The organism is Pedobacter frigidisoli (genome assembly GCF_004331675.1).
Taxonomy (GTDB): domain Bacteria; phylum Bacteroidota; class Bacteroidia; order Sphingobacteriales; family Sphingobacteriaceae; genus Pedobacter; species Pedobacter frigidisoli.
Map to the genome: position 1 here is coordinate 648,675 of NZ_SJSN01000001.1, position 19,827 is coordinate 668,501.

Consider the following 19,827-nt stretch of genomic DNA (forward strand, 5'->3'; position numbering starts at 1 on the left):
CTGCCAATTACTTTTCCAGGGTTAAGGATTTCAGCAAATAATAGGATTGCCAAAATGTCCTTACAAGATTTATAAATGATCGCCTGGCATTATCTTTTTCACCCAAGGCAATATTGAGCTCTGTTATGGTAATCTTTCCGAACCTGAACTGCTCAACACTAAGAGAGTATCTTTCCTGCGCAATTTCATCTGCTTGTTTTGCAAACCGTACATTGCTCCGCACAAGTGCCAGGTCCATAACCAAATTTGTTATCTCCTGGTCCAGATTTCGTTCCTGAAGTTTAACGTTCAACTTAAGGGTCTCAAAAGAAGCGTTTGCAACACCGACTTTAGCCTTGTTCTTGCCCCAATCAAAAATTGGGATTCCCAATCCGATACTTAAGTTTTGCTGCCTGTTGGGGTTATTATAAACCTCAGGAATCCCGGTGCCAACATTATTTAAACCATAACTGGCGACCAGATTTGCAGCAAACCTTTCTTTTTTAGCTGTCAAAAGATTTTTTTCAGCCTCAATCAACGACCACCGAAACTCACTAAATTCTGGACGGTTATCATGGGCAGCTCGGAGCATCTCCGGTAATGAAAAAATGGTATCAGGCAAGACCTCAGGGAGCAGTGCATCAAAAGTGGCGGTATCCCTCCAGCCTGCAAAATTTACGAGATTATTTTTTGACTTTTTTAGTTCTGTTTCAGCAGTCTCCATATTTTGAAGCGAGTTTATCAGCTGGAGCTTGATTTGTAAAATCTTCTCCTTACTTGTAGTACCCAGATTGATGCGCTTGTTTTCAATATCAAAGATGGCCTGCTGGCTTTCGATATTTTTTTTTGCCAGTTCGTAATCCGCCTGTGCTTCGATGACATCAAAAAACAATCTCGATATCGAAAGTGCCAGCTTCGAGGAGGCGGCGGTGAGCTCTTTCTCAGACCCTTCCAATTTAAGTTGTTCAATTTTTTTGTCCCACTTATAAGGATTGAGGGATAATAGTGGCTGGGCCAGGGAAATGTTAACCGGCACACTGTTATATTGATTTCTGTTGAAATAAAAATCATCGAACCTGGCCAAACTTGTGTTTACTGTTAGCGTGCCGCCGGTGTAATTAATATTCTGCGACAAACTCAGCATCAGATTGCTGTAGTTTTGGGACACAGGTTGAAATACAATTGTTCCATCGGGCTGGGTGACATTGAGATAAGCATTGGTGTAATTTGCTATATTGCCAGATAGGGTGATTTTCGGGGTAATTGCTGCTTTATAGGCAATGAAATTATTCTTTCCCTCGAGGGCTTTACTTTTAGCAATAAGCTGATCGAGCGAGGATTCCTGAGTGTAGGCAATGAGTTCTTTAAGGGTAACTTTTCTTTTCACCTGGGCATATGCCAAATGACAAATGAAAAGGCAGGATATAAAAATACAGGTGATTTTCATTTGCTTTTTTTAGTAATAAACCAATATGCCAGTGGGATGAACCATAACGTTAAAAAGGTGCCAAGTGTCAGTCCGCCCACAATCACATAAACCATGGGTTTTTGGAGATCATTGCCGATACCGCCGGTAAACAGTACAGGCAATAATGCAAGGCTTGTGGTTAACGAGACCATCAATAGGGGCTTTAGACATATTTCTCCAGCATTATGCAACGCTTTCAGTAAAATCTCCCGCTTATTTTTCATTCCATCTGCGAGATATTCCTCCCTTAATCTGTTTATGGTCTCCACCTTGAGTGAGGGATCGTCAACGATAATTCCCAATACCACCACGAAGCCAATTGCCGTCATTACATTTAAGGTACCCCCTGCAAGCCATAGGAGAAGCATGGCGCCACCGATCCCAAGCGGAATGGTGAACATGACCAAAAAAGGATGAACAAGATTTTCGAACTGAATGGCGAGGATCAGGTAAAGGAGCACCAGGGAGATAAAAAATATAATGAGCATATCCCCTGCCAGGATTGAATCAGAGAAATATTTTCCTGCATAGGAAACAGATAATCCCTGTTTTGCCGCTGATTTGCTTATTCTCTCCATGAGCAAGGGGATGCTTTCGTCCTTTCCCTTAGAAAAATAAACAGAATTATGAATTCCCGATTTATCCGCCACAATATATTTTTTATCCGACTGTGCCAGATAGGAAACGAAGGTTTTTATCGGATAACCTGCACCGCTTGCGGAAAAGACCGGTTCTTCGAGTTTTTGCTGCAGATTCCCTTCACCAGCGCTGAAATTGATCTGCGTTGATTCCGCGAAACGTTTCAGTTCTGTTATATTCCCTACGCCAAAAATACGTGACAAGGTTTTCTGAAGCTGTTCCTGACTTATGCCATACATACTCATCTTGTAAGTATCAAGCTTCAGAGATATTGAGGCCTCGGAGGATGAACTGATCCCCGGATGGTAACCCCTGCCTACCTGCATCATTACCAGCTGGATCTTGCTTTCCGAGGAGTCATTCTCCAGGGAACTATAGGCTTTAAACTTAGCCTCAAGGTAGGGTTCATCATTTTTAAAAAGTTGTGTAAATGCATTTGGTGCTGACTCAACCGAAAAGCGGGCATCGGGATAATCTTTCCTGATGGTCTTAGATATAATCGAGTCCAAATCATTTTTTGCTGTCTGGGAACTGCATTTATAATAAATTTCCCCTTTCTGGAGACTATTGTCATCATGCTGCAACATAAACTGTCGCAATCCCAGGTCGGCCTCCCAGGCTATTGTCTTGTTTTCTAATTTCGAGGTTATATTCAACATGCGGTTTAGATTTCCGTCCGCGTCGAGGGACTGATTCCAGTCAATTTTAACTTGAGTTTCGGTTTCGGTAATTCTGGGCAGGGTTTCCACGGGCACCATTTTAAAAAGGAAAAAACCAAGGGGCATAACTGCGATTGTGATCCAGAAATAAGTTTTTTTGTAGCTGAATATGTGGGTAATCATGCTATGATAGCCATTTAGGATACGAAGGTAAAGTTTGGTGTCCTCTCTGAGCGCTGCAGATTTCCCCCTGAGAAAGTACCTGTACATAACGGGATTTAACACGAAGGCCACCAATAGCGAAACCGCTAATGAAATCGTTAATGCAACTGCCTGATCATAGACGAGTGCACCCGCCAGACCGCTCAGATAAATTAGCGGACCATATATGGCCACAGTTGTTAGAACGTTGCTAATTACCGGCGAAACAACATCTTTAACGCCAATTATACAACTTTGGTCAACATCAAAGCCTTCTTTGCGCCTACGGGTAATACTATCCAGAACAACGATGGAATTATCGATAAGCATTCCTATGCCAAGGGCCAGCCCCGAGAGAGAGATGATGTTAAATGATATGTCGAGAAAATAAAAAAATACAAATGTGAGGCAAAGAGAGACGGGAATACTTATGCTCATCAAAATCGGCGATGCAAAGTTGCCAAGAAACAAAAAGAGAAGAACTACGCAGAGAATCCCGCCAAACCACAGGTCTTGAGTCAGATTCTGAATGCCTTGATCAAGAAGAAAGGTCTGATCCTGGGTGGTGTAGAAGTCTGCCTTCGGATAATCCTTCTTAAAGGATTGAAGCTCATTTTCAATTTCTTTCAACACGCTTCCCATGCGGGCATTGACCTGTTTTTGAACCGTCATTACCAGGCCTTGCTTCCCCTTATAAAGATGGTATCCCTGGGGAACTTGGGCCTGTATGCCAATCCGAACGAATTTTCCAAGTGTGGTCGTGGAACTATCAGAAAGCATTAGGGGGATCGAAGAAATCTCTTCTACATCATCCAAACTGTTTTTAAGCTTTAGAAAATACCTGTATTGGCCATCCTTAACAGACATTGCCCCCGTACCGACATTAGCCCCACGGATGGCCGACGCGATAGATTCCTCAGTAAGACCAGCAGCATTCAGAGCCAGTCTGTCCGGCTCAACCGCAATCATCCCGGTTTGGGCCCCATTGATATCAACGACGGATACGCCTTGTATGCGTTCTATCCGTTTTTTGATTATTTTCTGAACAAGTGCGGAAATCTGTAAATAATCAGCAGGGGATTTTGGAATAACCTGGATTCTTACGATCGGTATATCAGCGGTATTTACCCGCGTAACAACAGGCCTTGGCAGGTCCTTTGGAAGTTCGTTTAAAATCCGGTCCAATTTTTCGTTAACCTCTATAAAGGAGAGATCCATTTTTGTTCCGTAATTAAAGGTTAGCTTGATCAGGGCATTGTGGTTGGCACTTTGAGATTCGATATCTTCCAGGTGCTCCAAGGTGACCAAGTAGTCTCGCATTTTGGAAGTAATATTTTGTTCGATCACCTTTGCCGAGGTATTGGGATAGTTAATCTTGACGATTATTTCTGGAACATCTATCGCGGGCAAGAGGGAGGTAGGTATTTTTGTAAAAAAGAACAGTCCAAATCCAACGCTTACAATAAATGACAAAAAGACTGCTATGGGGCGGTGAAGTAAAAATTTAACCATTGGGCTAGTTTTGCTCTTTCACAACTGCATCATGCGCAAGCTGTAAATTATTCTCCAAAATCACCTTTTCACCTGCTTGCAAACCATTTTTTATTTCGACTTCCAGGCCATTGTCCCTACCAAGACTTACATAGTTCCATTTGGCCTTTCCTGCCCTAAAGGTAAATACGACAGCCTTACCGCTACGCATTACAATAGCCTGCTTTGGTACCGAAAGGGATTTTTGTTCAGGGATAAGGATGGTAGCTATAGCATTCATCCCTGCTATGAGCCCTTTCGGGTTTAATACCTTCAGCCGGATTTGTACCAGGCCGGCATCATCGACTATTGGATTAATATCGTCAACAACAGCAAGATACTTACTGCCGTCAGATATGGGCTGAATCTCGGCCTTTTGCCCTACCCTGATACTCAGTATGTCACTTTCCAGGACTTTTGTCTCTAAAAACAGGGATCTGTCCGTGTAGATTGTGAAGAGTTCGTCACCCTGTCTTACATACTGGTGGGGTTGAACCTTTATATTTGCGATTTTTCCAGAGAATGGTGCACGAAGATTAGATTTGAAAATTTCGAGCTGCAGGTCCTTCATTTCTATTTCAGCATTTGTCAAGCCTGTACTGGATTTTATTTTTCGGTATACAGTGTCTCTGATGCCCTTACTCTTGCTTTTTAAAAGACTTTCCTGACTAAGCAAATCGCTCTGATAGTTCAGGCTGCTACTGAAGATATTTTCCTTAACCTGCTCTATCTTAATCTGCTGGGCCCTTGTGTCGAATTTCAACAGTATTTGTCCCGCGCCCACCACTTCGCTATTTTTGAGTCCGTAATAAGTAAGCTGCCCATTGCTTTCTGCGATTACGATTTGCTGGTTTTCCGGTTTTATCTTTCCACTCCCCTTAACCATATAATTAAAAAGCTTTGGATATACCTGATAGGTGGAAACAATGGTTTCTTCTTTTGAGCCTACCGGCTCTCTAGAATCCTCTTTCTGCACATCCTTAGGCCCACTACAGCCAACACCACATAGTCCAAGGAAGGCAATCACTCTATAAATGCGCATAAAAAATTTCTATTCGTGTCAGCTGCAGTTTGTCTAATCAACCATTAATTTGTCTTGCTCAAATCTATCATCATGTTTAATTTTTGATCTTTGAAATCAATCAGATAAGGGCCTTTTGATTTTAAGATATTGCGAAGGCCTTCAATGATAGGCTGCTGTTTTGGCCTAAAAGTCTTAAAATCTCCGGCAGCCCTTCCCTGACAGTCACTGAGCATCAATGTAGCCCTGTTATTGAACATCTGTACGGTTTCTCCTTTCATAGCCTTTGTATTGGCGGCCGCGTCATCACAGGAAAGTATAATCAGGCAATCTGCTTTGGAATGCTGTAGCTTTAACTCCGAGGAGATAAGGGCAGCTAGCTCCTTTGGGCCGATAATTTTTGATTTATCCTGCGCCCTGACCGAGATGAGACTAATTGTTAAAGCTGATAATATCAATAATTTCTTCATTTTGTATGTTAATTTTATAGGGTCCTTTAAAATCTTTGGTATAGGTTGCTGCAAAATCCAGGAGGGTGAAGCTTCGTTGTACTTTCAGGTTATCGAAAAAGCTTTTAAAGCTGTTTTCATCACCGGATTTGGAAAATATATAGACGATCGAGTTTTTCTTGTCTGCGTTTAGAATATGTCCATAGCAGGCGTTGCAGGAGTTTTCTCCGATCAGGTATATCGTTTGGTATATGGCTCTATCTTTCGCTGGGATTAATTGACCTGCCTTGCCGAATTTGTTCCTATTACATGAAGCGGTAAGAAAAATTAAAAAAATCAACACTAGACCTGGGTTAATTTTTATCGTTAAGCTTGATTTTGATAAGTTCATAATTATCTGTTTTCTTAAAATTGCCGAAGAGCATAATATTGTTCCTGTCGAGTGGATAAATCTTACTGTAAGGAGAAAAATCATCTTTTAGGTCAATGTATTTTTGATTGGTCGGGGCCTTTGGATCGATGATCAGAAGAAATGTCTGATATATAAAGTCACGTTCCTGAATTGAAGTCTGGGGAAGGGCTTCATCTTTTACCGGTTTAATGAAATGCATAAAGACCAACCCATCTTTATATTTTAGATCGATAAGAAATGGTTTGGAAAACCTCAGCTTAAAACTAGTTTTCATAGACTCCCCGATATCAGTCTTTACCCCTTTTTTTGTAAAAGAAACGTTGCTTCTTTCCCAGTTATAATCCGGCCACATCAGCGGAATTTCTTTTGGTTTCCTAAAAGAAGAGTCATATATAAATAATTTGTCGCTGAATTCGTAAAAGACGTATGTTTCCCCATTAAAATAATCAAAGCTTGGAGAAGGGCCATCCCAGTCTTTAGTATTGTCATCCAGTGCAGCTTTCACTTCAGTAAAAGAATTGTATGGAGCCAAAAATGTTTTTTCAAGGATATTTCCAGATGTATCAATAGCCAGTCGTAGAAAGGTTGCGGACTTACTGTAAAATTCGGCAGTATTCTGTGAAACATCAAGCCTGTAAACAGACAGCAAAAAATCATACCTATTTGGTCCGAAGTTAGTCATTACGGCCTGTGAGCTTATTGATGGGAGGAAATATGGGTAAATCTTATTAAATAGCTTTATATTTTTTGAAAAGTTAAGATGGCCATCATATATACTGATAGACGAAGCATTTCCCTGCTGAAAGACAACCATGCTTTTTTTTGTCCAAATTGGGTCGATAAAATCTCCTGTAAATCCGTCCTTGATGTCTGCCTTCTTGCTTATTCTCTTTATGATATCAAGCTTTGTATTAATTAATGTAAGATCCAAAAATGGATAATTAAAAGCAAGTAAAGAATCTTTACTGATTTTGTCCAGATTGGCAAATCGAAAATTAAGGCTGTCTTTGTAAAGTCTTAAGGTATCTCGGGATTCAAATGAAATTTCTCTGGGCTTCCCCGAAAAAGTAGTTTTTTCTTTTTTACCGTTACAGGCATAAAGTGCGGATAACAGTGTAATCGTTATAAAAAGTTTGCTTTTGTCCATTGGTCGCTAAAAGAGGAGTATGGCTTCCCAAACTCCTCTGGTTTTAAAGTTAATTTTCCTGTTAATTACGTTGTGGTCCCAGGATCAACTGGCGTAATAGGCTGTGTAGGGTCTGCATGAAATGGGTGCTGGCAAGATGTCGGTGCACCATCGCAAACATAGATACCCTGAACAATTCTTGGCGAACCATAGATCATCAAATCATCTGATTGAACCTGTTCACCCGCAAATGAATCTGGTCTAGGCAAAACAAGTAGTGCAGCAGCCATGATGAAACCATACACAATAACTTTACTTAAATTCTTTGTCATTTGATTTTAGTCAAAATCAAACTTAAGGTGCAACGGTAGGCGTAGTCGGAGTCGTTACAGGTTTTGTACAGTTGTCTGATGCACCATCACAAACTGCAATTCCTGCCACCATTCTCAGGGTTGCCCAAACATACTCAGGCTCAGTCACCGCTTTTGCTTTTTGTGGAACAAAAGCAGACAACGAGGTCAGACAGGTTACTGCAATAGCGAAAAACATTTTACTTCTTTTCATAACTTTAAGTTTTTAAGGGGTTAATAATTATTGAATTAACCAAATTTAAATATTGAACGAGACAATTTTTGCTCTATTTTTTTACATTTTATAATGTATGTGACGCCCTTTTCCAGAGGCAGGCAGGAAGAAAAACAAATACTGCGAAAAAAGAGAATATGAGTCCTCCGCAGGTACCAACGGCCATTGAAAACCAGAAAACTTCAGATGGTCCATCTATCAAAAACGGCACTAGTCCGCAAATGGAAGCAATAGTGGTCAGGATTATAGTTCTTGACCGGTTTAGTACAGCTTTTATCATCTTTTGATTGTTTTTATTCCCTGTGATATTTTTGATATCATTAACGATAAAAATACCAGCATTGGTCACCAATCCCCCAAGCATAATAAATGCGGCATATCCACCCTGGTCAAAGGGAAATCCGCTGATATAAAATACAAGGAAGAGGCCGATAAAAGAGATGGGTATGCAAGCGATAATGTAGATGGGTTGTATTAAATTTTCAAATAATAGCGCACAGATAACAAAATTTATCATCAGAAGGTAGAAGCCAAGACTATATTTTTCATTGTTTCTTCTCACTCCCCAATCAGTTTCTCTAATTTCTATTCCGTAACCGGCAGGCATACTTTTTTTCATTTGGTCTATTTTTTTCTCCATAAGATCGGATGCGAAGGAGGAAGTGCCGTTATATTCAAAGCTGACAATTTTCACGTATTGACGGTCTGACTTATAAATTGTACCTGCGGTCTGCTCGAGTTCAATCGTCGCTGCCCCTTTGAGATCAATGTTCATCTGTCCGCTCTTAATCCGTCCATGCAAGACATCCCATTTTGAGAAACTGGACGCGCTTTTCTCGCTTACCATAACCGGCACGGCTTCTTCACCAATGCTCAAGTTTGATACGGCCAACTGCTGCTCAGAGAAAGGGAGGAGCCCAGCAAATAATGCCTGGGGACTTTTGCTCCTAATACCGGGCAAGCCTGTGTTGAAATTTAGGACATATTGCTGGCCTTTTCGATCGGCATAGTTTATTTTCTCATCAGGATTAACATTTTTTATCCTCCTGTTTTCCAGAAGAATCTTTTCCAGTTGTCTTGCCTGCCGTTCAAGCTCATCGTAGTTATAGCCCGTCATTTGAATTCGATAGGATGGGGCTTCATCAGTTACCCCGCTGCTGAACCCCTCACCAACCCCAGTTATTGCCCAGGATGCGCCGCTCCAGTCCAGCACCCTGCTCGTAAGTTTTGACTTTATTAAAAGCGGATACGAATCGTCATCATAATTGGGCCTAAAGGTAATTTCAATCTGTGCTGACTGTCCTGATTCTACTCTCGTAATGTATTTGTCAATCCCCTTAAAGGATATTATAAAATTCTCGAGTTCAGAGAATAAAGAGTTCATCTGTTCCAAACTGTTTCCCACGGGAAGTTCCGCAGTGACGAAAATTTTGGTTCTTTCAATATTTCTGTAATTTCCCTTTTCATAGCTGTTTATTTTGAAAAGCCAAAAGGTTCCACCAAGCCATTTGTTCAAAACAGGGGCAAGTTTTAACTGGTAAACCTCTGAGCCAATACTTTTATTATACCAGTTCATACCCTCAATCTTCGCAGGCAATAGAAATAGGGGTATGCCAAAAGCCAATATTATTACTGCAACAAATACTTTCCTGTATCCAGCGATATAACTGATCACTGACCGGTATCGATTAAAAAAAATAAATACCCTCCGTTTTTTATGGAAACCGATTGCAATCGGTAATCTTGATCCATCACGAAAAAGCAGGTTATGCATACCGACAGTGAACCAAAGATTTGTCAACAATGATGATGACAGCGCCATAATTATCACCAATGAAAAATCGGAGAATTCCTTACGTTCTGCCGCGGGTAATAGAAAAATGAGAAGTAATGACCCGATAGTTGTCATCGTAGCTCCGAGCAGGGCCATAAACACCTTTCGGTTCTTATATTGATGATAATAATCTAGCATAATGATAGCATGGTCTATCATGATCCCAAATGAAATTGCAAGTCCGGCTAGTGTGTATAGATGCACTATTATATTGAAATACCATGCTAAAATTACCGTCAGGCTAAGGTTAACAAAAAGACTGAGCAGAAGGGTGGCAATATGCCTCCAGTTTCTGTATGCAATAAATATGAAAATGGTCAGGACCAAAATTGCGATTGCAGTCCTTTTATAATTCTTGGATATCTCTTTTTTAAGAAATACAGATTCGTCATGAACTAAAGACAAGCCATAACCTTGAGGCATCTCGGAACGCAGTTTTTCGATTTCGTTCCTTATCTGTTCGGAACGTATGATGACATTCTCCTTTGACTGTAAGAAGACACTTATAGTTACTGCATTAATGCCGTTAACCCTGAAGTACTCTACTGGCTTTCGTTCCTCAATATAAACATTGGCAAGCTGTCGGAGCCTAACTCCCTTTGAATTTCCTGTTCCCGTAATATTTAGGTCAGAGATAAACTCCGTTGTTAGCCTTGGTTTTTCTATCGTCAAAAAAAGACTACGTTTTCCATCTACCGTTACACTACCGGGATAAGTGCTTTTAGATACTTCCACTAGTTTTTTCTTAATGTCTGCCTCCTGTAAATGATAAGCGGCGAGTTTCTCAAGATCATAGTCAACCTTTAGCTGCCTGCCTTTGGTGCCTGACACATTTACCTCGCTCACACCTGGCATAGCACTTATGCCCTTCCTGAAAATTTCTTCAGCCAAGTACTTTATCTTATAGCTGCTTTGAGGGCCATTGAAAGCATAAAGTAGTACTGGCGCTGAAATCCTTGAGCTGCTCTCCGAATTAAGGCCTACCTCTGGAAATGGCATCGATGATGGCAATGCCGTACGGAGTTGCCGTAGAATAGTCACAACTTCAAACCTGCGATAGGCGATATTCTCACCATGTGAGAATTCCAATGCTACTCTCCCTGAATTGTAAGAGGAGTAAGATGTAATGGCCTTTAGGTTCCTCAATTGCGAGAAAGCATTTTCAAGAAGAGAGGTTACTTCTTGTTCTACCTGTTCAGGGGAGGATGAGGGCAATAGATACCTCACTACCAGAGTATTCCCCTGCTCTTCTGGAAGAAGGTTTACCCTGAGCCTTGGAATACACAAAAAGGATAATACAGAAATTGCCAGAAAGGCTATAACAACTCTAAACGGGCTCAACATTCAGCTTATCTTTCAGTTATGCATCTGCTGGTTATCGACACTTATCAAATCTATGATCTCTTTCAGTCCGATATTGTAAAGCTGTGCTAGATTGGCAAACTGGGTAAGATTTGGTTCGACAATATTATGTTCATAACGGACGTAGGTAGGCCTGCTTATACAGAGGAAATCTGCCACTTCCTGCTGGGAAAGGTCTCTTTTCTTTCTCAATATCCGAAGGGTATCACCGATTAAAAATTTCATTTGAGAAACATTAAGTTAAAAGAATTTATATTGATGGTTTTATAATAATAAACCCAACCGTGGAGGATGTGAAATTATTTATACCAAACTGGCTTAACCCGATTCCAAAATCGGTAGGTTGGGGAAATAGATTTACATTCACATGCTGTTTTTTTTGCTTATCAAAGGGTTAAGCAATCAGTAGTGCATTTAAATTTTTATCTATGTATTGTGCTCGTAAATAAATTTTAGCTACATTTAAGACTCATGAACACGACATGTATACCTGCATTATTATAGACGATGAACCCCATGCTATCGAAGGGCTCCAACGCTATATCGGGGCCTTTCCATTATTGAATTTTGTATCCGCATATTATGATTCACTCACCGCTTTGAATGAAATCCAAAAGCTTCCACCAGTTGATCTTATCCTACTGGATATTGACATGCCGGGCATTAACGGAATTGAACTTTTTAAGGAATTGCGGGGTTATGCGAGAAAAATTGTCTTTACTACCGGCCATACCAAATACGGATATGAGGCGTTTAAACTTAATGCAGACGATTACCTTCTTAAGCCCTACACGCTAGGAGAATTTATCATCTCAATGAATAAGTTATTCCAGGGAAAAGAGGAAAAAGAGCCGATTCCAAATAATTTCTTTTTTGTAAAAAGCAAGGAAGACAATTCAAAACTTGTAAGCATTCATTTTGCGGATGTTATCGCGGTGGAAAGCAAAAGAAACTATGTACTTATCCATACAACAAAAAAAAATATTCTTACGTACATGTCACTATCTGAAATTTCTTCAATTTTAAAGAAACATACTGGATTTGTGCAATATCAGAGAAGCTTCATCATATCCGAAAGTTACATTATGTCGATTGATGGAAATACGATCAAGATGACTGATGGCACGCAAATCGTCGTCGGGGAATATTACCGAAAGGATTTTGCTGATTTTATATCTAGGAAAATCATTAAATCAGGGAAAAGATAATACTCGCCCCTGATAGCTTCCTAGTTTCTGGGTGGGTGTCCGGTAACTGTGGTGGTAAGCATTGATGTTGTTGGCTCTGTTGTATCTGCCGAAGATGATGCGCGGCTGCGTTTGAAAATAAATACTGTTCGAGCGACTAAATTAGTTTTCTTTGTTTCCATAACATTTTTTAACGCAACTTAATTTTCAAATTGCACTAAGAGAAAACTTGTATACCATTTACCTAATCCGTTATACCAAATGGGGATTCCGCATGAAAAACTTTTAATCAAAAAGCTTATTGGCAATAAAGTACATTTTATTGCCTGGTCATTATTCATTGTTTATGAAACCTTGGTAATCGGGCTCGTATATAATATTTTTGGAAATCCGTTTACCTACCTATTGCATTACGCGGTCATTATATCTTTCTTTTATCTATTGTGTGAATATCTTTTGCCGTGGTCCGTAAACACTAAAGTGTCAAGGTGGTGGCGTCTACCGGTGGCGTTATCAATCTATCTATTAGGTTATATTTTTTTCCATTATTTGGCAGACCTTCTTCTAATCCATACGGGCGCTATAGTTGATGAAGGAAAAAACCCGTTAAACTATCAGTTTGTATTAAAGAACATCTATCGTGGTTTATACTTTATGGGTTTTTCATGTGGGTATTTTTTGATTAAAGAGCGTTTTAAAGTTCGTAGGGAGCAGGAAATTCTTCGCCAGGAACATCTCAATAACATAATAGAACACCAGCGAACTGAGCAGGAACTTTCTGATACCCAGAATGCCTATCTAAAGTCACAGATAAACCCTCATTTTCTTTTCAATACCCTTGACTTCATATATCACAATATTAAAGGCTCCCCCGAAATTGCCAGTGAGGGAATTATCCACCTGTCCAGGCTTATGCGGTACGCGATAGATTCAGATAAGCAAGGGAAGTTCATAAATCTAGGTGAAGAGTTAAAACATGTAGAAACCTTACTTCATCTTTATCGCATGAGAAAGAACGATAATTTTAATCTCAAGTTTGAATATGGAAAAGAAACTAAACACTTGACATTCATTCCCCTTGTACTATTAACAATTACAGAAAATGTTTTGAAGCATGGAGATTTTTCAAACAGAGATCATGGAGCATGCATCAGATTATATACTGATAGGGAAAACTTCTATATAGAAAGTACCAATCGGACAGGAAATCACAGCCGTTCAATTTCGAGCGGAAAAGGCATTAAGAATATACATCAGAGACTGATATATGCCTATGGTACTGATATCGTATTTCAATCAAATACAGATTTACTAAATCAATATTCCTTGAATATCCGTATCCCGTTAAAAGAGATTCAAAAGAATTCTGTTTAGAATATAATGTGGGTGACTAAGGACTAACTTTTATTTAGCTGTCTAAATCTCGGGTGTGTGTCAGAATTTCCTATACTCAAACAGCCATCTATTAATACGACATCGCTATTTATTTACAGTTTGTGGATTGCTGAGGACATGAAAGCGAGACCACCTTTTGTTACTTTGGCAACAGATGAAGTTGCTTTCGAATATGCCACTTTTCGATGGATGCGAGATTGGATTTAGAAAGAATATCGAGACCTGTGTAGACCGGTCACCATTCTTTAGCTTATAGGAATTCCTCCTCGAGCACATGATTAAGTCGGCAGCGTAAAGCACTAATTATCTGGTTTCGATCGAAGGGTAATGATAAAATTATAAGTCTCTGGTAAGCTGGGTGCGAATTGGAGTTTCATGTACTGCTCGACCCAGTTGTTATTGGTATGCACAAAGTCTCAACCGATGTGGGTATTGCTTGTAATTGGTTGTATATTATTAGGATAACCAAACGATGTACTAAAGCTAGCATAAAAGGTTTCCCGTAAAAATAGATAATCAAAAATAGCCAGTTTTACTGTTGGCTATTTTGCCATTAAATATTATTAAACATAAAATTAAAATTATGCCACAAAGAATTTTGAACGAAGATTGGGAAGATTATGATAATCGTAAGATTCGCGACTCCCGAGATGGACGATTCTTCTCGTGTGAAGAACCCTGGGAAGTTGATTATCTTGTAAAAAAAATCAAAAAACATTCAGTAAGATCCGAGCAGGAAATTCGAAACGCAATCGCCTCGTGTTGTAGAACCGTTGCTGCTCCAAGGCCTAGGAAAGCGTTTGTTGAATGCGTAATGAGTAAATTGTAATTTCAACTTTTTCCCGGCTGGTAATCAGCCAGCCGTTTTCACCTTATTTTATCAATCATCTGGCGAACTGATTAGGGTTTGCGGCTCGCCGCCTAGCTCATTAGAACTTGATAAAAAAACTCATCTTACACATACATCATTTATTTGAATAATCTGACAATCATGGCGGCATCACCCACATGAAAGATGAACATATTAATTCGATCAATAGTGCTAACCTAACTTTTCTAAGCCAGGGCCTTTTCCTCGGAGGCATCAGATTTTCCAAATGCAGCAACCAACATTTCGATTCCCAATTGAGGATTTATTCTTATTAAATGGTCGATATTTTTCATAAGCCAGGGTTTTCCTGGGTTTTAAATATCAATATTATCAAGAAAAATCCTGAACATATGCTACAATTTAAAGCTCCAAATTGATGCTGGTAAGTATACAAGATATACTTATTAATCATCACACCGATAAGGAATCCTTGTTTTGTTCCATAATGGGAGGTGCATTTATCTCAAAAGATGTATCTGTGACAACCTGCTTTCGGGAATCGCCCTTTACGTCAACCTTTTTCTCTAGCTTACTCACTGCAAAACCGCAAAGACTTATAAAAAAGGCCGTGCATATAAACCAAACCAAACGGGTAAACAAATAGCGGTAATAAGAAATATGATCTCGTAGGATACCGGAAGAAAGTTTTTTTAGTATTCTAGCCGTATCAGGAGGGTAAACGCCAGCAGCAGTAAAATATTCGTGATTATTTCCATATCCCTTGTACCAAACCTTACCAATCGAATAACTTGTTAGGGTATCAGGTAAGCTGATTTTTCTTTGCTGTATTAAAGTCTGAATATTTAACGGAATTATAGGAGTACCAATATTTTGTTTGTCATCTTTAATCGGCTCATAGTGATCCCCATTCCAATACATAAATTTCTCGTTGTCCTTAGGTGTTTTAACGGTTCTGGAGCTACTTTCCCAAATGCCAAAAGAAAAGGCTCCAACAAACAGTAAAATAGCGCAGAAGATACTGATGCGTAGCGATGAAAAGAGAGGAATGAAACTAGTTCCTTGAGGCATTATAGTTTTTCCACCAAGCGAGGATGTTGTTGAAGCCACTTTTGTTGGAGGCAGAAAGAAATCATCAATAGGTCTCCCACCTATGGTAATTGTCTTATCAGGGCTCAAATAATAAGAACTTCTCGGTCTGGGCTCCAAATCTATTAACCATGCCAAAAGATTACTATTTCTTTCATCGGTTGTATCTGTCTCGCCCCTGACGTGGTTCCAAAGAGCTCTATAATCCCCAGGCTCAGATTTGTTTAAAATTTTCTGAAAATCGCAATCCATTTTATCTACTCCAAAGAACATTGCAAGTATATCCTTATCCTTTGGATCAAACCTACTTTGGTAAACCTTCAAACAGGCTCTTCTTAATTTGGTTGTTGTCTCTTTGGACAAAATTGCGTCCAGCTTCCCATTATCTCTCATCTTTTCATAGGCAGCCAATACTAAGTCTTGATAATCTTCAGGCATTTTTCAAAAATTTAATGTAAAGGTAAAAATGGAATTTCTGAAATTCTTACGGGTTTCCGGAATTCTTTGGAATTTAAAAAGAATTCTTTGGAATCATTGGAATTATCTGAAAACTAGTGATTTGAAGCCTTGATATTTGTCCCAACAATTAATTCGAGCAACGGCTCAACTATAATCCGAGCAAAGAACTAAATGTAAAAAAGACTAAAAATCGCGGTCGTTACTAACCGGTTTGGGAAGCAGTTATTTACTCCCGCGACAGACACTCACCACTTCCCAAAAATTTCAGAAGGCCTTCTGATTTACAGTTTGTAGCAACCCCCACGCATGGGGCGTGGGGAACTACGTGTACGTCACTTTTAAATTTTTGAATTATGTTTATTCCTATTTTTATTGCCATATTATTAGGCTTGGTAAACCCGTCAAATACAAGCAGCAACTGTACCCAAAATGACGGTACAACGGTAAGTACAAGCACTAGCACACCTGGCGATCCAGGTGACCCGGGAGATACGGACCCTGGTGACGATGGTACAGGTGGAGACACAGGACAAAATCCTCCAAGATAGTATCATTTAATGAAGATGGCTAGTTGCCATCTTCACTTTTTTAACTATTTTCAATACAGTCAGACTGTTTACATCCTAAATAAACATTAACAAATTTCAAACAAGTAATTTATCAGATTAACATAACTTATCTGATAGTAAAAACATTAAATTAATCAGGGATTTTTTTTTGTATTTTCGAATAAAAAATAATTCCCTTGAAACTGCTCTCATTATTTATCTTTCTCCTTTTTCTACTTTCTTGTTCAAAAAAAGAAAGAATTAAAAGGAAATTTCATAACCCATACTACGATATAGCCAAAAAATATCGGGATAATGGAAACCCAGATAGTGCATTTAGAGTTTTCAATCAAGCAAAAGAGTTTGGAATAGAAAATAAAGATAGTTTAAGCACAGCTAGTAGCTTAATTAATATGGCCATCTTGCTAACTAATGCAGGTGATTATTTCGGAGGTCAGGAAACCTCAATAGAGGCTAATAAATATTTGAATGAAGATGATACAAATCATCATTATTATCTGGGATCTAATTATAATAATTTAGGCATTGCCACATACAATCTAAAAGATTATAATAATTCACTAAAACTATACGATTCTGCAATCAAATTTTCTGACGATTCCTTAGATACCCGTATGTATCTAAATAATAAAGCTATGGTTTATCAAGAAATAAAAGATTACAAATCAGCACTGAAAATATATGGCCAGATTTTAGCAAAAACCTCTAAAAATGAACAAGAATATGCCCGCGTACTAACAAACATTGCCAAGACGAAATGGCTTGAAGATTCTAATCACAATCCAGTACCAGATTTTTTAAAGTCGCTACAAATTCGAAAAAAAGAAAATGATCTATGGGGACAAAATTCAAGTTACGCACATCTTGCTGATTATTATATTTTGAAACAGCCAGATACTGCGCTTTTCTATGCTTACAATATGTATACTGTGGCTCAAACTGTAAAAAGTGTAACTGATCGACTTGAAGCCTTACAAAAACTCATCAAACTAAGTCCGCCCAAGGAAACTAAACATTTTTTCAATGTTTATGAGAAATTGGCTGATAGTTCGCAAAATGCACGCAACACTGCCAAAAACCAATTCACACTGATCCGTTATGAAACGGAGAAAAGCAAAGCCGACAACCTTATTCTGCAAAAGGATAATGACGGCAAAAGGTACCAAATCATTATTTTGGCTTTCGGCATTATTTTAATATTGTTTACAGGTACCATTCTCTACAAAAAAAGAAAGCAAAGAATAGAGCTTGAAGCTCAAAATTCTATCCGCGATAACAAACTTAAAACCTCCCAAAAGGTACATGATGTGGTGGCCAATGGACTGTATAGGATCATGAGCAAACTCGATAATCAGGAAACGTTAAAAGATAGCCCTATTGTTAACGAGATAGAGGAACTTTATGAGCAGTCGCGTGATCTTTCATACGAAAGACCAAAATCCGAAAATCATAACTTCCACGAAAAAATATTTGATCTGTTAAAATCTTTCGCCTCCGAAAGTACCAGGGTAATACTGGTTGGGAATTCGGCCCCATTGTGGGAAAAGGTTTCTGAACTAGCCAAAGACGAAATAGAACATATTCTTCAGGAACTGATGGTAAATATGGGTAAACATAGCAAGGCAAGCGATGTGGTGATTAAATTTGAGCAGGTACAGCAAAAAATAAACATTTATTATAGCGATAACGGCATTGGTATCGCAGATAAGCCGCGACCTAAAAATGGCTTAACAAATACGGGAACCCGTATTGATGCAATTGGCGGTACAATTACCTTTGATACGAAAGTTGAAAAGGGACTCAAAATCCAAATCTCTTTTCCGGTTTCCTAATTGTACTATATATGTTTAAAAGAATACTTATTGCCGAAGATCAAGAAACACAGAATATTTCACTGCAGAAAACTTTGGCAGATCTGGGAGCAGAAAACCCTGAATATGTTTATTATTGTGATGATGCACTTACCTGGATAAAAAATGCTGTGAAAACGGTGCAACCTTACGATCTGCTAATTACCGATCTTTATTTTGAAGAAGACCATAATCGGCAAAAAATCGAGGGAGGCGCTGAACTCATAAAAGCTGCAAAAAAGGTGCAACCTGATTTAAAAACCTTGGTGTTTTCTGGGGAAAGTAAAACCGCAGTTATCGACATGCTATTTAAGGAAATGAATATTGATGGTTATGTAAGAAAAGCACGTCACGATGGCCATTACCTAAAACTGGCCATCAATGCAATCAATAATGATAAAAAATACCGGTCACCAGATTTAAAGCTTGCTAGAAAAGAAAATAACTCCCACGATTTTACAGAACTTGATATTGCAATCATCTCGCAGCTGGTTGATGGAATACCTCAAAAAAACATCCCCTATTATCTACAGGAAAACAACATTAAACCATCCGGACTAAGCAGCATCGAAAAACGCCTCAACGTGATGAAAGAAGTGTTGGGATTCTCTAAAAATGAACAGCTGATAGCTTATTGTAAGGATATTGGTATAATTTAGGATTGTGCTGAGCATTAAGCATTTTTATTAGTCCATGGTCTTAAGTCAAGTTGCCTTGTTCATTCCCAAACACCTTCCCTAACGCGGTACTTAACCTAAGCGTAGTAAAACGTCTTTTACAGCGTAAAGCGAATCTAAACTGCAGGTATAACCGCTAATAAATACCGCGATGTAAAAGATGAATACAAAAAACAGTTATTTCGCCTGATGAACCTTTGGATTCCAGAACTGGATATTCCGACCTATACTACACCACCCATTCCGAGGCATAGTACACCAGTCATTCCGAGCCAAAGTACACCAGTTTTTGTTTGAGGTAATTAAATATTCCGAGGCAAAGTGCACCACTTTTGGTTTATTGCAGGATTATTTCACTCTGCCATTCCGACACATACTGCACCACTATATTTACCATATCACGCAATTGGGCATAGTTTAACCCGCCAATTATATAGGTTTGGTAAGCATCAAGCTTACCCCTATAAATATGGCGAACAAACTGCTCAGCATGAATAAGATTAGACA

16 protein-coding genes are annotated in these 19,827 nt (G+C 39.0%); 6 read left to right on the forward strand and 10 right to left on the reverse strand.

Annotated elements, in window-relative coordinates; genetic code table 11:
* Window positions 1–7 precede the first annotated feature (7 nt).
* The 9 genes from EZ449_RS02795 to EZ449_RS23440 all read right to left on the reverse strand — a co-directional run bounded on the left by EZ449_RS02795 (window position 8) and on the right by EZ449_RS23440 (window position 11,490).
* Window positions 8–1,426 carry a TolC family protein gene (locus tag EZ449_RS02795; RefSeq protein WP_131556425.1) on the reverse strand — a complete coding sequence of 473 codons (1,419 nt, stop codon included), beginning with the start codon at window positions 1,424–1,426 and terminating at the stop codon, window positions 8–10.
* Window positions 1,423–4,458: an efflux RND transporter permease subunit gene (locus EZ449_RS02800; protein WP_131556426.1), complete on the reverse strand. Its 3,036-nt coding sequence runs from the start codon at window positions 4,456–4,458 to the stop codon at window positions 1,423–1,425. The genes EZ449_RS02795 and EZ449_RS02800 overlap by 4 nt, the downstream gene beginning before the upstream one ends.
* Window positions 4,459–4,462: 4 nt before the next feature.
* Window positions 4,463–5,518: an efflux RND transporter periplasmic adaptor subunit gene (locus EZ449_RS02805; RefSeq protein ID WP_131556427.1), complete on the reverse strand. Its 1,056-nt coding sequence runs from the start codon at window positions 5,516–5,518 to the stop codon at window positions 4,463–4,465.
* Window positions 5,519–5,562: 44 nt separating this feature from the next.
* Entirely contained in the window at window positions 5,563–5,967 is a 405-nt protein-coding gene (locus EZ449_RS02810) for a hypothetical protein (protein WP_131556428.1), read from the reverse strand.
* Window positions 5,968–6,299: 332 nt separating this feature from the next.
* Window positions 6,300–7,289 (reverse strand): hypothetical protein, encoded by a 990-nt coding sequence (locus EZ449_RS02815; RefSeq protein ID WP_131556429.1) that lies wholly within the window; start codon window positions 7,287–7,289, stop codon window positions 6,300–6,302.
* Between the two features lie 281 nt (window positions 7,290–7,570).
* On the reverse strand, window positions 7,571–7,816 hold the full coding sequence (locus EZ449_RS02820; protein ID WP_131556430.1) for a hypothetical protein: 246 nt from the start codon (window positions 7,814–7,816) through the stop codon (window positions 7,571–7,573).
* Window positions 7,817–7,838: 22 nt separating this feature from the next.
* Entirely contained in the window at window positions 7,839–8,048 is a 210-nt protein-coding gene (locus tag EZ449_RS02825) for a hypothetical protein (RefSeq protein WP_131556431.1), read from the reverse strand.
* An 88-nt stretch (window positions 8,049–8,136) separates the two neighbouring features.
* Window positions 8,137–11,247: an efflux RND transporter permease subunit gene (locus EZ449_RS02830; protein WP_131556432.1), complete on the reverse strand. Its 3,111-nt coding sequence runs from the start codon at window positions 11,245–11,247 to the stop codon at window positions 8,137–8,139.
* 12 nt (window positions 11,248–11,259) lie between these two features.
* Window positions 11,260–11,490, reverse strand: coding sequence for a helix-turn-helix transcriptional regulator (locus tag EZ449_RS23440; protein ID WP_131556433.1), 231 nt, complete (start codon window positions 11,488–11,490; stop codon window positions 11,260–11,262).
* A 257-nt stretch (window positions 11,491–11,747) separates the two neighbouring features.
* On the opposite strand from EZ449_RS23440, the gene EZ449_RS02840 reads away from it, so the two are divergent.
* From EZ449_RS02840 to EZ449_RS22560, 3 genes are all read left to right on the forward strand, one after another.
* Window positions 11,748–12,473 (forward strand): LytR/AlgR family response regulator transcription factor, encoded by a 726-nt coding sequence (locus EZ449_RS02840; RefSeq protein WP_131556434.1) that lies wholly within the window; start codon window positions 11,748–11,750, stop codon window positions 12,471–12,473.
* Window positions 12,474–13,001: 528 nt separating this feature from the next.
* Window positions 13,002–13,826 (forward strand): sensor histidine kinase, encoded by an 825-nt coding sequence (locus EZ449_RS02845; protein ID WP_165499676.1) that lies wholly within the window; start codon window positions 13,002–13,004, stop codon window positions 13,824–13,826.
* Window positions 13,827–13,883: 57 nt separating this feature from the next.
* Window positions 13,884–14,054, forward strand: coding sequence for a hypothetical protein (locus tag EZ449_RS22560; protein WP_165499677.1), 171 nt, complete (start codon window positions 13,884–13,886; stop codon window positions 14,052–14,054).
* Window positions 14,055–15,129: 1,075 nt separating this feature from the next.
* Here EZ449_RS22560 and EZ449_RS02850 read toward each other — a convergent pair.
* On the reverse strand, window positions 15,130–16,203 hold the full coding sequence (locus EZ449_RS02850; protein WP_131556436.1) for a hypothetical protein: 1,074 nt from the start codon (window positions 16,201–16,203) through the stop codon (window positions 15,130–15,132).
* Between the two features lie 374 nt (window positions 16,204–16,577).
* Between EZ449_RS02850 and EZ449_RS02855 the strand changes: the two genes are divergently transcribed.
* From EZ449_RS02855 to EZ449_RS02865, 3 genes are all read left to right on the forward strand, one after another.
* Window positions 16,578–16,772, forward strand: a complete 195-nt coding sequence (locus EZ449_RS02855) for a hypothetical protein (RefSeq protein ID WP_131556437.1) — start codon at window positions 16,578–16,580, stop codon at window positions 16,770–16,772.
* A 197-nt stretch (window positions 16,773–16,969) separates the two neighbouring features.
* Complete coding sequence (locus EZ449_RS02860; RefSeq protein ID WP_225872208.1) at window positions 16,970–18,625, forward strand: tetratricopeptide repeat-containing sensor histidine kinase; 1,656 nt, start codon at window positions 16,970–16,972, stop codon at window positions 18,623–18,625.
* An 11-nt stretch (window positions 18,626–18,636) separates the two neighbouring features.
* On the forward strand, window positions 18,637–19,302 hold the full coding sequence (locus EZ449_RS02865; RefSeq protein ID WP_131556438.1) for a DNA-binding transcriptional response regulator: 666 nt from the start codon (window positions 18,637–18,639) through the stop codon (window positions 19,300–19,302).
* Window positions 19,303–19,827 lie beyond the last annotated feature (525 nt).

Coding starts and splice junctions, on each gene's coding strand:
- EZ449_RS02795 (WP_131556425.1), bottom strand. CDS start 1,426: ATGAAAATCACCTGTATTTTTATATCCTGCCTTTTCATTTGTCATTTG.
- EZ449_RS02800 (WP_131556426.1), bottom strand. CDS start 4,458: ATGGTTAAATTTTTACTTCACCGCCCCATAGCAGTCTTTTTGTCATTT.
- EZ449_RS02805 (WP_131556427.1), bottom strand. CDS start 5,518: ATGCGCATTTATAGAGTGATTGCCTTCCTTGGACTATGTGGTGTTGGC.
- EZ449_RS02810 (WP_131556428.1), bottom strand. CDS start 5,967: ATGAAGAAATTATTGATATTATCAGCTTTAACAATTAGTCTCATCTCG.
- EZ449_RS02820 (WP_131556430.1), bottom strand. CDS start 7,816: ATGACAAAGAATTTAAGTAAAGTTATTGTGTATGGTTTCATCATGGCT.
- EZ449_RS02825 (WP_131556431.1), bottom strand. CDS start 8,048: ATGAAAAGAAGTAAAATGTTTTTCGCTATTGCAGTAACCTGTCTGACC.
- EZ449_RS02830 (WP_131556432.1), bottom strand. CDS start 11,247: ATGTTGAGCCCGTTTAGAGTTGTTATAGCCTTTCTGGCAATTTCTGTA.
- EZ449_RS23440 (WP_131556433.1), bottom strand. CDS start 11,490: ATGAAATTTTTAATCGGTGATACCCTTCGGATATTGAGAAAGAAAAGA.
- EZ449_RS02840 (WP_131556434.1), top strand. CDS start 11,748: ATGTATACCTGCATTATTATAGACGATGAACCCCATGCTATCGAAGGG.
- EZ449_RS02850 (WP_131556436.1), bottom strand. CDS start 16,203: ATGCCTGAAGATTATCAAGACTTAGTATTGGCTGCCTATGAAAAGATG.
- EZ449_RS02855 (WP_131556437.1), top strand. CDS start 16,578: ATGTTTATTCCTATTTTTATTGCCATATTATTAGGCTTGGTAAACCCG.
- EZ449_RS02865 (WP_131556438.1), top strand. CDS start 18,637: ATGTTTAAAAGAATACTTATTGCCGAAGATCAAGAAACACAGAATATT.